The sequence below is a fragment of the Stenotrophomonas maltophilia genome (assembly GCF_025642255.1).
Lineage (GTDB): Bacteria > Pseudomonadota > Gammaproteobacteria > Xanthomonadales > Xanthomonadaceae > Stenotrophomonas > Stenotrophomonas maltophilia_P.
Map to the genome: position 1 here is coordinate 3,581,794 of NZ_CP106759.1, position 12,978 is coordinate 3,594,771.

The 12,978-nt window shown below is 65.1% G+C and carries 12 protein-coding genes; 1 reads left to right on the forward strand and 11 read right to left on the reverse strand.

Annotation, left to right across the window (positions count from 1 at the left end):
• Positions 1–38: 38 nt before the first annotated feature.
• The 9 genes from N8888_RS16330 to N8888_RS16370 form a co-directional block, all read right to left on the reverse strand.
• Positions 39–461 (reverse strand): F0F1 ATP synthase subunit epsilon, encoded by a 423-nt coding sequence (locus N8888_RS16330; RefSeq protein WP_005419509.1) that lies wholly within the window; start codon positions 459–461, stop codon positions 39–41.
• Positions 462–574: 113 nt separating this feature from the next.
• A complete protein-coding gene (atpD, locus tag N8888_RS16335; protein WP_049429233.1) occupies positions 575–1,981 on the reverse strand; it encodes a F0F1 ATP synthase subunit beta in 1,407 nt (468 codons plus the stop codon).
• 38 nt (positions 1,982–2,019) lie between these two features.
• Positions 2,020–2,883, reverse strand: coding sequence for a F0F1 ATP synthase subunit gamma (atpG, locus tag N8888_RS16340; protein ID WP_053518734.1), 864 nt, complete (start codon positions 2,881–2,883; stop codon positions 2,020–2,022).
• Positions 2,884–2,964: 81 nt separating this feature from the next.
• Positions 2,965–4,512, reverse strand: a complete 1,548-nt coding sequence (gene atpA, locus N8888_RS16345; protein WP_053518735.1) for a F0F1 ATP synthase subunit alpha — start codon at positions 4,510–4,512, stop codon at positions 2,965–2,967.
• A gap of 44 nt (positions 4,513–4,556) precedes the next feature.
• Positions 4,557–5,084 carry a F0F1 ATP synthase subunit delta gene (locus N8888_RS16350; protein WP_053518737.1) on the reverse strand — a complete coding sequence of 176 codons (528 nt, stop codon included), beginning with the start codon at positions 5,082–5,084 and terminating at the stop codon, positions 4,557–4,559.
• 2 nt (positions 5,085–5,086) lie between these two features.
• Positions 5,087–5,557, reverse strand: coding sequence for a F0F1 ATP synthase subunit B (locus N8888_RS16355; protein ID WP_053518738.1), 471 nt, complete (start codon positions 5,555–5,557; stop codon positions 5,087–5,089).
• 106 nt (positions 5,558–5,663) lie between these two features.
• Positions 5,664–5,969 (reverse strand): F0F1 ATP synthase subunit C, encoded by a 306-nt coding sequence (gene atpE / locus N8888_RS16360; protein WP_005411133.1) that lies wholly within the window; start codon positions 5,967–5,969, stop codon positions 5,664–5,666.
• 73 nt (positions 5,970–6,042) lie between these two features.
• On the reverse strand, positions 6,043–6,843 hold the full coding sequence (atpB, locus tag N8888_RS16365; RefSeq protein WP_053518739.1) for a F0F1 ATP synthase subunit A: 801 nt from the start codon (positions 6,841–6,843) through the stop codon (positions 6,043–6,045).
• 30 nt (positions 6,844–6,873) lie between these two features.
• Positions 6,874–7,239: a hypothetical protein gene (locus tag N8888_RS16370; RefSeq protein ID WP_180876808.1), complete on the reverse strand. Its 366-nt coding sequence runs from the start codon at positions 7,237–7,239 to the stop codon at positions 6,874–6,876.
• 460 nt (positions 7,240–7,699) lie between these two features.
• Here N8888_RS16370 and N8888_RS16375 point away from each other — a divergent pair, with 460 nt between their 5' ends.
• On the forward strand, positions 7,700–8,518 hold the full coding sequence (locus tag N8888_RS16375) for a hypothetical protein (RefSeq protein WP_053518741.1): 819 nt from the start codon (positions 7,700–7,702) through the stop codon (positions 8,516–8,518).
• A 780-nt stretch (positions 8,519–9,298) separates the two neighbouring features.
• Here the strand turns inward: N8888_RS16375 and lpdA are convergent.
• Entirely contained in the window at positions 9,299–11,107 is a 1,809-nt protein-coding gene (lpdA, locus tag N8888_RS16380; RefSeq protein ID WP_111186219.1) for a dihydrolipoyl dehydrogenase, read from the reverse strand.
• A gap of 107 nt (positions 11,108–11,214) precedes the next feature.
• Positions 11,215–12,927 (reverse strand): dihydrolipoyllysine-residue acetyltransferase, encoded by a 1,713-nt coding sequence (gene aceF / locus N8888_RS16385; RefSeq protein ID WP_065175200.1) that lies wholly within the window; start codon positions 12,925–12,927, stop codon positions 11,215–11,217.
• Between the last annotated feature and the right edge of the window lie 51 nt (positions 12,928–12,978).

Sequence of the window (12,978 nt, forward strand, 5' to 3'; positions counted from 1 at the left end):
CCGGCACGAGGCCGGCGTTCCTGTGGGTGTGGCGAGCCTCAGTGCTTGAGGTTCTTGCGCAGGCGCTCCAGCGCCTGCAACTGGACCACGGCTTCGGCCAGCTTCTGCTGGGCTTCGGCCACTTCCATGGCTTCACCACGGTTGGCCAGGATGCGCTCGGCTTCTTCCTTGGCCTTGCGGACCGAGGCTTCGTCGATGTCCTGCGCGCGGATCGCGGTGTCGGCCAGCACGGTCACCACCTGCGGCTGAACCTCCAGGATGCCGCCGGAAATGGCGAAATCCAGCTGCTCGCCGTTCGGCGTGGTCACCACCACCTTGCCCGGCTTCAGGCGGGTGATCAGCGGTGCGTGCTTGGGCGCGATGCCCAGTTCGCCCAGCTCACCGGTGGCCACGACCAGGGTCGCTTCGCCACGGAAGATTTCCTGCTCGGCGCTGACGATGTCGCAACGGATCGTGCTCATGCAAATCTCTTCGCTGTTCGCGGTGGCGCGATGCCACCGTGGAGGTCCACCGGCCCGGGCGGCTGCCCGGCGCCGGCGTCAGGTGGGGCAGGATCGCTCCCGCCCCTCCCGGATCAGGCCTTCTCGGCCATCTTCTTGGCCTTCTCGACCGCTTCTTCGATGCCGCCGACCATGTAGAACGCCTGCTCCGGCAGGTGGTCGTACTCGCCATCGACGATGGCCTTGAAGCCACGGATGGTGTCCTTCAGCGGCACGTACTTGCCCGGCGAACCGGTGAACACTTCGGCCACGTGGAACGGCTGGCTGAAGAAGCGCTCGATCTTGCGGGCGCGCGACACGGCCTGCTTGTCTTCTTCGGACAGTTCGTCCATGCCCAGGATGGCGATGATGTCCTTCAGTTCCTTGTACTTCTGCAGGGTCTGCTGGACGCGCTGGGCGGTGTCGTAGTGCTCGTGGCCGATGACCAGCGGGTCCATCTGACGGCTGGTGGAGTCCAGCGGATCGACGGCCGGGTAGATACCCAGCGAGGCGATCGAACGCGACAGGGTCACGGTCGAGTCCAGGTGGGCGAAGGTGGTCGCCGGCGACGGATCGGTCAGGTCGTCCGCGGGAACGTAGACGGCCTGGATCGAGGTGATCGAACCGTTCTTGGTCGAGGTGATGCGCTCCTGCAGGACGCCCATTTCCTCGGCCAGGGTCGGCTGGTAACCCACGGCGGACGGCATACGACCCAGCAGTGCCGACACTTCGGTACCGGCCAGGGTGTAGCGGTAGATGTTGTCGACGAACAGCAGCACGTCCTTGCCCTTGCCGTTCTCGTCCTTCTCGTCGCGGAAGTACTCGGCCATGGTCAGGCCGGTCAGCGCGACGCGCAGGCGGTTGCCCGGCGGCTCGTTCATCTGGCCGTACACCATCGCCACCTTGTCGAGGACGTTGGAGTCCTTCATTTCGTGGTAGAAGTCGTTGCCCTCACGGGTACGCTCACCCACGCCGGCGAACACGGACAGACCGCTGTGCGCCTTGGCGATGTTGTTGATCAGTTCCATCATGTTGACGGTCTTGCCGACGCCGGCGCCGCCGAACAGGCCGACCTTGCCGCCCTTGGCGAACGGGCACATCAGGTCGATGACCTTGATGCCGGTTTCCAGCAGCTCGGTGGCCGGGGACTGGTCTTCGTACGACGGTGCCGCACGGTGGATTTCCCAGTTGTCGCTGGCAGCGACCGGGCCGGCTTCGTCGATCGGACGGCCCAGCACGTCCATGATGCGGCCCAGGGTGCCGGCGCCGACCGGCACCGAGATGCCACGACCGGTGTTGGTGGCGACCAGGTTGCGCTTCAGGCCATCGGTGGAACCGAGGGCGATGGTACGAACCACGCCGTCGCCCAGCTGCTGCTGGACTTCAAGGGTGATTTCGGTGTTGTCGACCTTCAGTGCGTCGTACACCTTCGGCACCGACTCACGCGGGAATTCGACGTCGACGACCGCGCCGATGATCTGAACGATCTTGCCCTGACTCATTGCTGCATCCTCTAAATGTGTGCTTTGAACGAACGCGGTCAGACTGCTGCCGCGCCGCCGACGATTTCGGAGATTTCCTGGGTGATCGCTGCCTGGCGCGCCTTGTTGTAGACGAGCTGCAGCGTACCGATCAGCTTGTTGGCGTTGTCGCTCGCCGCCTTCATCGCGACCATGCGTGCGGCATGTTCGGAGGCGACGTTTTCCAGCAATGCCTGGTACACCAGCGACTCGATGTAACGCGTCATCACGTGCTCGAGCACGGTCGCGGCATCGGGTTCGTACAGGTAATCCCAGTCGTGGTGCGCGACCTGCTTCTCGGCCGCCGGCAGCGGCAGCAGCTGATCGAAGCTGGCCTTCTGCGTCATGGTGTTCACGAAGCGGTTGTAGACCAGGTACACGCGGTCGACCTTGCCTTCAGTGAAGGCGTCGAGCATGACCTTGATCACACCGATCAGCGATTCCAGCTTCGGCACGTCGCCGATGTGGGTCACGCTGCCGACCATGTTGACCTTGACGCGGCGGAAGAAGGTCGATGCCTTCTGGCCGATGGTCACCAGATCCACTTCCGCACCCTTGTCCTGCCATGCCTTGGCTTCGCCCAGCATCTTGCGGAACAGGTTGTTGTTCAGGCCGCCGGCCAGGCCGCGATCGGAGGAGATCACGATGAAACCGACCCGCTTGACCTGCTCGCGCTCGACCAGGAACGGATGCTGGTAATCGGTGCTGGCCTGCGCCAGGTGGCCGATCACCTGCTTCATCGCCTGCGCGTACGGACGCGAGGTCTTCATCCGATCCTGCGCCTTGCGGATCTTGGAGGCCGAGACCATCTCCAGGGCGCGCGTCACCTTGCGGGTGTTCTGCACGCTCTTGATCTTGGTTTTGATTTCGCGTCCGCTTGCCATCTCTTGTTTCCCGTGGCGCGGGGCTGATGCCCCGCGTTGTTCAACGGTGGAACGAGGCCACGCCCCGTTCCCCATGCGCTGTTACCAGCTGCCGGTGGTCTTGAAGTCGGCGATGCCCTTCTTGAAGGCACCTTCGATATCGTTGTCCCAGCCACCGGTGGCGTTGACCTTGTTGATCAGCTCGCCCTGGGTGTTGGCGAAGTGGGCGTGCAGGCCCTCTTCGAACGCCAGCAGCTTGTTGACCGGCACGTCGTCGAGGTAACCCTCGTTGACGGCGTAGATCGACAGCGCCTGGTTGGCGATCGACATCGGCGCGTACTGCTTCTGCTTCATCAGCTCGGTGACGCGCTGGCCACGTTCCAGCTGCTTGCGGGTGGCTTCGTCCAGATCCGAAGCGAACTGCGCGAACGCAGCCAGCTCACGGTACTGGGCAAGCGAGATGCGGATGCCGCCCGACAGCTTCTTGATGATCTTGGTCTGCGCCGAACCACCGACGCGCGACACCGAGATACCGGCGTTCACGGCCGGGCGGATGCCGGCGTTGAACAGGTCGGTTTCCAGGAAGATCTGGCCGTCGGTGATCGAGATCACGTTGGTCGGAACGAAGGCGGACACGTCGCCGGCCTGGGTTTCGATGATCGGCAGCGCGGTCAGCGAACCGGTCTTGCCGGTGACCTTGCCTTCGGTGAACTTCTCGACGTACTCCTCGGACACGCGGGCAGCGCGTTCCAGCAGGCGCGAGTGCAGGTAGAACACGTCGCCCGGGTAGGCTTCACGGCCCGGCGGGCGCTTCAGCAGCAGCGAGATCTGGCGGTAGGCAACGGCCTGCTTGGACAGATCGTCGTACACGATCAGCGCGTCTTCGCCGCGGTCCATGAAGTACTCGCCCATGGTGCAGCCCGAGTAGGCGCTGATGTACTGCATCGCAGCCGATTCGGACGCGGTGGCGGCCACGACGATGGTGTGGGCCAGGGCGCCGTTCTCTTCCAGCTTGCGCACGATGTTGGCGATGGTCGATGCCTTCTGGCCGATCGCAACGTACACGCACTTGATGCCGGTGCCCTTCTGGTTGATCACCGCGTCGATCGCCATGGCGGTCTTGCCGGTCTGGCGGTCACCGATGATCAGCTCGCGCTGGCCACGGCCGATCGGGATCATCGAGTCGACCGACTTGTAACCGGTCTGCACCGGCTGGTCGACCGACTTGCGCCAGATCACGCCCGGAGCAACACGCTCCACTGGAGCGGTCACGTCGGTGCCCAGCGGGCCCTTGCCGTCGATCGGCTCGCCGAGCGCGTTGACGACGCGGCCCAGCAGTTCCGGACCGACCGGCACTTCCAGGATGCGGCCGGTGGTCTTGGCGACGTCGCCTTCGCGCAGGTGCTCGTAGTCACCCAGGACCACGGCGCCGACCGAGTCGCGCTCCAGGTTCAGGGCCAGGGCGAAGGTGTTGTTCGGCAGTTCGATCATTTCGCCCTGCATCACGTCGGCCAGACCGAAGATGCGCACGATGCCGTCGGACACGCTGGTCACGGTGCCTTCGTTGCGCGATTCCGCGGCCAGCTTGACCTTCTCGATGCGGTTCTTGATCAGTTCGCTGATTTCGGAGGGGTTGAGCGTGGTTGCCATCGTCAAGTCCTAGTGCCGGCAGCGGGGCCGGACGTTAAATGAATTCAGTTAGCGAGCGCGGTCTGCAGGCGGGCCAGCTTGCCCTTCAGCGAACCATCGATGACCACGTCGCCGGCGTCGATCACGGCGCCGCCGATCAGCGAGGCATCGACCGCAGTGGTCACATCGACCTCGCGGTTGAAGCGCTTGCGCAGCGCGACCTTGATCGCGTCCAGCTCACCGGCCGACAGTTCGGCGGCCGAGGTCACGGTGGCCTTGACCACGTGCTCGGCTTCGGCGCGCAGGGCGTCGAACATGCCGGAGATCTCCGGCAGCAGCGGCAGACGATGCGATTCGGCCAGGATGGCCAGGAAGCGCGAGAAGCTTTCGCCGTGGGTCGCCGGCGCCAGCAGGGCGACAGCGTCGTCACGACCGAGCTCCGGGTTGGCGAGCAGGGCCGCCACGCGGGGGTCGGCGGCGACGTGGGCGGAGAACGCCAGGGCGTCCGACCACGGCGCGAACGCGCCTTCGTCGCGCGCGGTCGCGAACGCGGCGCGGGCGTACGGGCGGGCAAGCGTGAGGGCCTGGCTCATCCTTAGATCTCCGAGGCCAGCTCGTCGAGCAGCGCCTTGTGGGCGTTGGCGTCGATTTCGCGCTTGAGCAGCTTTTCGGCACCGGTCACGGCCAGCGCGGACACCTGCTTACGCAGATCTTCACGGGCACGGTTGGCGGCGGCGTCGATCTCAGCCTGGGCCAGTTCCTTCTGACGGGTGGCTTCGGTGATCGCTTCGGTACGGGCTGCGTCGACGATCTGGTTGGCGCGCGCGTGGGCCTGGTCGATGATCTCGTTGGCCTTGGTGCGGGCTTCCTTCAGCGCTTCGTTGACCTTCTCCTGCGCCTGGGCCAGATCTTTCTGGCTGCGGTCGGCAGCAGCGAGGCCTTCAGCAATCTTCTGCTGGCGCTCTTCGATCGCGTTCATCAGCGGCGGCCAGATCTTGGTCGCGATGATCCAGATCAGACCAGCGAAGGCGAGCGCCTGCGCAAGAAGGGTGAAATTGATATTCATGGTTAGCTCGATCGCTGGTTTCGGGGTGGACGCGCCGCCGGGGCGGCGCATCCGGCCTTCATCCGAAACCGGGTGCATCAGCACCCGGTCGTCTCAAACCGCTGTATCAGCCGGCCAGAGCCTTGGTGACGGCACCGGCGAAGGCGGCCGACAGCGGGTTGGCGAAGGCCAGCAGCAGGCCGACGGCGACCGAGATGATGAACGCGGCGTCGATCAGGCCGGCGGTGATGAACATGCGGACCTGCAGGACCGGGATCAGTTCCGGCTGGCGGGCGGCCGACTCCAGGAACTTACCAGCCATGATGGCCAGACCCAGACCGGCGCCCAGCGCGGCCAGGCCGATCATGATGCCGACGGCGAGGGCGGTGGAGCTCTGAATCTGCGCGAAGTTGGTCAGGACGGCGAAGTACATGGTTATCTCCAGGAACTTAAGTTGCTAAGGGTGATGAAACGGATGAAGGTTGAAACGCGTTGAAGCTTGAAACTCAGTGAGCGTCTTCCGACAGGCTCAGGTACACGATCGACAGCATCATGAAGATGAAGGCCTGCAGCGGGATCACCAGCAGGTGGAACAGCATCCAGCCGAGGCCGAACGCACCACCGGCAATGGCGCCGAAGAAACCGGCACCACCCAGCACCCAGATCAGCAGGAACACGATTTCGCCGCCGAACATGTTGCCGAACAGTCGCATCGCCAGGGAGATCGGCTTGCTCAGCCACTCGACGATGTTGAGGATCAGGTTGAACGGCATCATCCACTTGCCGAACGGAGCCGTCAGGAACTCCTTGATGAAGCCGCCCAGTCCCTTGGACTTCAGCGCGAAGAACAGCATCAGGAAGAACACGCTGATGGCCATGCCCAGGGTGGCATTGACGTCGGCGGTCGGCACCGGCTTCCAGTAATGGATGCCCGCCAGCTCCAGCGGCTTGGCGATGAAGTCGGCCGGGATCATCTTGATGAGGTTCATCATCAGGATCCAGAAGAAGATCGTGATGGCGATCGGCGTGACCAGCTTGCTCTTGCCGTGGTAGGTGTCCTTGGCCTGGCGGTCGACGAACTCCAGGCAGATCTCCACGAAGGCCTGCCACTTGCCCGGCACGCCAGCCGTGGCCTTGCGGGTGCCCAGCCAGAAGGCGACCACGATCACCAGGCCCATCAGGACCGCGGTGAGGAAGGTATCGACGTGGATATGCCAGAACATCCCGTCGCCGTTGCCGACCGGTGCGGTCAGGTTCTGCAGGTGATGCTGGATGTAGCTGGTAGGGGTTAGAGCCTCGCCCGCCATGTGTCCGGAACCTTAGTTAATTGAATTCTGTCAACGCCTGGCCATCGCCAGGACCTGGAACATCAAGCCGACGGCGATACCGGCCAACAGCGCCAATGCAGGCAGCTTGAAGACCAGGAACCCCACCAGCAGGACGCCGAAAACGACTACCCACTTCGCCACGATCGCAATGATCAGCCGTGCCATTGCCGACCCCGCAGCCAGGGCACCCCCGCCCAGCGCCATCCGTGCCGCGACCCAGCCACCGGCCGAGATCGCCACGCCGGATGCCAGGGCACCGAGCGCGTACTTCGGCCCTACCAGCAGGAAGGCCAGGGCCAGGACAGCCACTGCGGCCAGCGGGTAGACCGCGGCGCGCAGCATCAGTCGCCGACCCGCTTCAACGGAGTTCAGCACAGGACGTCCCGCGTGGTTGCAAGTGGAGGGCTGAGGCGGCTACAGCAGGGGGGCCTCATCGAGCCGCCAAATTATAGCAATGGGACAATTTGCGAGACAACCGCTGCCTGTTCATCCCGGAAGGGCGCAAGTTGCGGTAACGGTTACATTTTTGCGTGCCGCCCAAGGGACAATGACGTCCACATGATGCTGCGGTGCAGCGCATTGAACTTTGGTCGCACGCCTGGGAACTTTCCGCGACCTTGCCGGTCCGACCTTCCGACCTGCCTGCAGCAACCTCGTCGACGCTTCGCCCCGCAGGTCCTCGATGGCCCCGAAGCCCGGCTCCGGGGCCATCCTTTTTCATGGTCGTGACAGCGCTGAACCGTGCACACGCCATCGACCATACGTTCACGCATGGTGGACGAGTGCGTCCTGCACAGTGGGCTTCATTCTGATGAACCACTGCAAGGACTCTTCGATGCGCTCCGTCCCCACCCTGCTCGCCCTCTCCCTGCTTGCCGCCGGCGCATCGTTCGCCAGCGCCGCCCATGCCGCCGAAGGCGATGACCGTTTCGCCCTGCGCCTGGGTGCGATGAACATCGATTCGGACAACACGCTGCGCGGCAACACCACTGTCGCCGGCCAGGACGTCGGTTTCTCGGAAGATTTCAAGCTCGGCGGCAAGGAATGGGAACCGCGGGTAGACGGCATGTTCCGCCTCAGCGACCGCCAGCGCTTCCTGTTCAACTACTTCAAGTACGACAAGGACCGGCGCGAGACGCTGGGCCAGGACATCTCCTTCGGCGGCGTCAACGTGCCGGCTGACAGCTTCGTCAAGGCCGAGCTGAAGTACCAGGTGGCCAGCCTGGTCTACGACTACTCCGTTGTCGACACCGACACCTTCGATCTGGGCCTGCAGCTGGGTGCGGAGTACGCCAAGGTCAGCACCAAGGGCTATGCGGACCTGGGCACCGTGTATGAAGGCCAGTTCCTGGACGAGAAGACCGACGGTGTGGCACCGGTGGTCGGTGCACGCCTGAGCTTCACCCCGTCCGAGAAGTGGATGATCACCCTGCAGGGTCAGTACCTCAACACCCGCTGGGGCAGCTTCGACGACTACAAGGGTGACCTGAGCCGCGCCAATGCCATCGTCGATTACCGCCTGACCAAGAACTTCGGCCTGTTCGCCGGCTACGACTGGTTCAAGCTGGATGCGGACAAGAAGGGCAGCGACGGCACCATCGGTCTGAAGCAGGAATTCAAGGGCCCGGTGGCCGGCGTCAGCTTCGTGTTCTGATTCCTGCCCCTTCCATCGCACTCTCTCCTGGCGCGGCCTCCGGAACATCGGGGGCCGCGTTTTTTTGTGCTGCTTTGTCCTGCCGGGGTAAAGCGGCATGGTCGAGCGCTGGAGGGAGAGGGGGCTGCATGCGAATGTCCCCCGGCGCCGGCCTACCGTCACCTCCTCCTTTACTTCGCACGCAGCCCCCTCTCCCTCCGCGTGTCAGGCCGCCACGCGCCTGTTGAAGTGGCTCTGTGGCTGGACCCTCCGCACGCCGAGCCGCTGCGCGAGTGGCAGGCGTTTGGACAAAGTAAAGGAGGAGGCGACCGCCGCAGGCGGACGGCGGGGGACATTTGTCCAAGCGCCTGCCGCTCACGCAGAGGCCCGGACGCTCGCGATCACACATGCCGCAATCGCAGGATCGCGGGTGCGCAGGAGTGAGAGGAGGCTGCATGCGAATGTCCCCCGGCGCCGGCCTGCGGCCGTCACCTCCTCCTTTACTTCGCATGCAGCCCCCTCTCCCTCCGCGTATCAGGCCTCCACGCGTCTGCTGAAGTGACTCTGCGGCTGGACCGTCCGCACGCCGAGCCGCTGCGTGGGTGGCAGGCGTTTGGACACAGTAAAGGAGGAGGCGACCGCCGCAGGCGGGCGACGGGGGACATGTGTCCAAATGCCTGCCACCCGCGCAGCGGCCCGGAAGCTCGCGACCACAGTCACCGAAGCCACAGAAGCCACCAACAAAAAACCCGGCTTTCGCCGGGCTTTCCGTTTCACCGGGCATGGCCCGGCGCAAGCGCCTTACTTCTTCTTCGGCATGTACAGATCGGTGATCGTGCCGTCGTAGATTTCCGAAGCCATCGCCACCGATTCACTCAGCGTCGGATGGGCATGGATGGTGTGGCCGATGTCTTCGGCTTCCGCGCCCATCTCGATGGCCAGACCGATCTCGGCCAGCAGGTCACCGGCATGCACACCGACGATCGCGCCACCGATGATGCGGTGAGTCTCTTCATCGAAGATCAGCTTGGTGAAGCCCTCGGTACGACCGATGCCGATCGCGCGGCCACTGGCCGCCCACGGGAACTTGGCCACGCCGACCTTCAGGCCCTTGGCCTTGGCCTCGGTCTCGGTCACGCCCACCCAGGCGATCTCCGGATTGGTGTAGGCCACCGACGGAATCACGCGGGCCACCCACTCCTTCTTGTGGCCGGCCGCCACTTCAGCCGCCAGCTTGCCCTCGTGCGTGGCCTTGTGGGCCAGCATCGGGTTGCCGACGATGTCACCAATGGCGAAGATGTGCGGCACGTTGGTACGCATCTGCCGGTCAACCGGGATGAAGCCACGCTCGGTGACCTGCACGCCGGCCTTCTCGGCATCGATCTTCTTGCCATTCGGCGAACGACCCACGGCGACCAGCACGCGGTCGAAGGTCCCCTGCGCCAGCGCCGGCGACTGCCCTTCCTCGGCCGCCTCGAAGGTCACGGTGATGCCCTTGGCATCGGCGGTGACGCCCGACGCCTTGGTCTTCAGGTGAACGTCGATGCCCTGCTTCTTCAGGCGGTCGGCCAGCGGCTTGACCAGGTCCTTGTCGGCGCCCGGCATCAGCTGGTCCATGAATTCGACCACGGTGACCTTGCTGCCCAGCGCACCGTACACGGTCGCCATTTCCAGGCCGATGATGCCGCCACCGACAACCAGCAGCGAACCCGGCACTTCGGCCAGCTCCAGCGCGTCGGTGGAATCCATCACGCGCTTGTCGTCCCATGGGAAGTTCGGCAGCTTCACCGCCTGCGAACCGGCGGCGATGATGCACTTCTGGAAGCGCAGCAGCTGCGTGCTGCCGTCAGCGGCGGTGATCTCCAGCTCGTTGGCCGACAGGAACCGGCCGACACCCTGCACGTTGCGCACCTTGCGCTGCTTGGCCATGCCAGCCAGACCCTTGGTCAGCTGGTTGACGACCTTTTCCTTGTACTGGCGCAGCTTGTCCAGCGTGATCGTCGGCTTGCCGAACTCCACGCCGAAATCGCCGGCATGGGCGACTTCATCGATGACCGCCGCCGCATGCAGCAGTGCCTTGGACGGAATGCAGCCGACGTTGAGGCAGACGCCGCCGAGGCTGGCGTAGCGCTCGACCAGTACCGTATCCAGGCCGACATCGGCTGCGCGGAACGCGGCGGTGTAGCCGCCCGGGCCGGAGCCCAGCACGACCATCTCGCATTCGATGTCGGCCGGCTTGCCGCTGGCCAGCGCCGGCTTCGGTGCGGCCGGTTCGGCCGGGGCACGATGCGACGGGGTGACCGGCGGCTTGCTGGCCGGGGCGGCGGCCGCCGGCGCAGGTGCGGACGCCTTGGCCGGGGCCTCGGCGGCTCCTTCGGTGTCCAGCAGGACCACCACGGCCCCCTCGGACAGCGTATCGCCGAGCTTGACCTTCAGTTCCTTGACCACACCGGCGGCCGAGGACGGCACTTCCAGCGTGGCCTTGTCCGATTCCAGGGTCACCAGGCCCTGGTCCTTCTTCACCGTATCGCCGACGGCGACCAACACTTCGATCACCGGCACATCGCTGTAATCGCCGATGTCGGGAACCTTGACTTCAATCGTGGCCATGGTGGTTTTCCTCATGCCCGGCCGGGGTGGCCGGCGGGCTGTCACTGCGTTTCGTCAGGCGGCCGCGCCAAGGGCGACGGCCACACGGTGGGGGCGAAGCGGGTGCCTTACAGCAGCACGCGACGCATGTCGGCCAGTACCTGCGAGAGGTACGTGGTGAAGCGTGCGGCCAGGGCGCCATCGATGACGCGGTGGTCGTAGCTCAGCGACAGCGGCAGCAGCAGCTTCGGTGCGAATTCCTTGCCATTCCAGACCGGCTGGATGGAGGACTTGGACACGCCCAGGATGGCCACTTCCGGCGCATTGACGATCGGGGTGAACGCGGTGCCACCGATCCCGCCCAGCGAGCTGATCGAGAAGCAGCCGCCACTCATGTCGGCCGGGCCCAGCTTGCCGTCGCGCGCCTTCTTGGCCAGCTCGCCGGTTTCCTGCGCGATCTGCACCACGCCCTTCTTGTCGACGTCGCGGATCACCGGCACGACCAGGCCGTTCGGCGTATCGGCGGCGAACCCGATGTTGAAGTACTTCTTCAGGGTCAGGTTCTCGCCGCTGGCGTCCAGCGAGGCGTTGAACTCCGGGAACTTCTTCAGCGCCGCGGCGCTGGCCTTGATCAGGAAGGCGAGCATGGTCAGCTTGATGCCGGCCTTCTCGTTCTCCTTGTTCAGTGCCACGCGCAGTGCTTCCAGATCGGTGATGTCGGCCTGGTCGAACTGGGTGACGTGCGGAATCATCGCCCAGTTGCGGGCCAGGTTCGCGCCGGAGATCTTCTTGATGCGCGACAGCGGCTGCACTTCGGTCTCGCCGAACTTGCTGAAATCGACCTTCGGCCACGGCAGCAGGTTCAGCCCACCGCCTGCGGCGGCAGCGGTGCCGCCCGCGGCCGGAACGCCACCACTGAGCGCGGCCTTGACGAATTTCTGCACGTCACCCTTGGTGATGCGCCCGCCCTTCTCGGTACCGCTGATCTGCAGCAGGTCCACGCCCAGCTCGCGGGCGAACACGCGCACCGCCGGGGTGGCATACGGCACCTTGGCCGGCAGCACGCCATCGGCGTTGAACTGTACGGGCGGGCTGGACGGAGCGCCGGCCGACGCGATCTCACGAGCCGCCAGCTTGTCCGGCTGGGCGGGCACAGCGACCGGCTCGACCTGGGTGGCGGTCTCGGCAGCGGCCGGGGCCGCCGCAGCCGCTTCGCGGGTCGGCGCCGGCGCAGCAGCACCCTCGGCTTCGATGATGGCCACCACATTGCCCTGCGACAGGGTGTCCCCCACCTTGACCTTCAGTTCCTTGACCACACCGGCCACCGAGGACGGCACTTCCATGGTCGCCTTGTCGCTTTCCAGCGTGACCAGGCCCTGATCCTTCTTGACGGTGTCGCCCACGGCGACCAGCACTTCGATGACCGGGATGTCGGTGTAATCGCCGATGTCCGGCACCCGGGCTTCAACCGCACCGCCACCGGCAGCCGGGGCGGCCGGCGCGGCAGCCGCCGGGGCCGGGGCGCTCTGGGTGGCAGCCGCCGGGGCAGCGGCCTTGGCCGGGGCCGGGGCCGGAGCGGCCGGCGCTGCGGCCTCGTCTGCCGCCACTTCGATCAGCGCCACGACCTTGCCCTCGGACAGGGTGTCACCCACCTTGACCTTGATCTCCTTGACCACACCGGCCACCGAAGACGGCACTTCCATGGTCGCCTTGTCGCTTTCCAGCGTCACCAGGCCCTGGTCCTTCCTGACCGTATCGCCAACGGCGACAAGCACCTCGATTACCGGGATATCGCTGTAGTCACCGATATCGGGGACAAGTGCTTCCTTGATTTCGGCCATGGGGATAACTCCGGCAATCTGGTGTAGGGAAACGTCTATTGTGCGGCCAGC

What these genes read in the sequence shown, in the direction of transcription:
- N8888_RS16330 (WP_005419509.1), bottom strand. Translation starts at nt 461, where the DNA reads ATGAGCACGATCCGTTGCGACATCGTCAGCGCCGAGCAGGAAATCTTC.
- atpD (WP_049429233.1), bottom strand. Translation starts at nt 1,981, where the DNA reads ATGAGTCAGGGCAAGATCGTTCAGATCATCGGCGCGGTCGTCGACGTC.
- atpG (WP_053518734.1), bottom strand. Translation starts at nt 2,883, where the DNA reads ATGGCAAGCGGACGCGAAATCAAAACCAAGATCAAGAGCGTGCAGAAC.
- atpA (WP_053518735.1), bottom strand. Translation starts at nt 4,512, where the DNA reads ATGGCAACCACGCTCAACCCCTCCGAAATCAGCGAACTGATCAAGAAC.
- N8888_RS16350 (WP_053518737.1), bottom strand. Translation starts at nt 5,084, where the DNA reads ATGAGCCAGGCCCTCACGCTTGCCCGCCCGTACGCCCGCGCCGCGTTC.
- N8888_RS16355 (WP_053518738.1), bottom strand. Translation starts at nt 5,557, where the DNA reads ATGAATATCAATTTCACCCTTCTTGCGCAGGCGCTCGCCTTCGCTGGT.
- atpE (WP_005411133.1), bottom strand. Translation starts at nt 5,969, where the DNA reads ATGTACTTCGCCGTCCTGACCAACTTCGCGCAGATTCAGAGCTCCACC.
- atpB (WP_053518739.1), bottom strand. Translation starts at nt 6,843, where the DNA reads ATGGCGGGCGAGGCTCTAACCCCTACCAGCTACATCCAGCATCACCTG.
- N8888_RS16375 (WP_053518741.1), top strand. Translation starts at nt 7,700, where the DNA reads ATGCGCTCCGTCCCCACCCTGCTCGCCCTCTCCCTGCTTGCCGCCGGC.
- lpdA (WP_111186219.1), bottom strand. Translation starts at nt 11,107, where the DNA reads ATGGCCACGATTGAAGTCAAGGTTCCCGACATCGGCGATTACAGCGAT.
- aceF (WP_065175200.1), bottom strand. Translation starts at nt 12,927, where the DNA reads ATGGCCGAAATCAAGGAAGCACTTGTCCCCGATATCGGTGACTACAGC.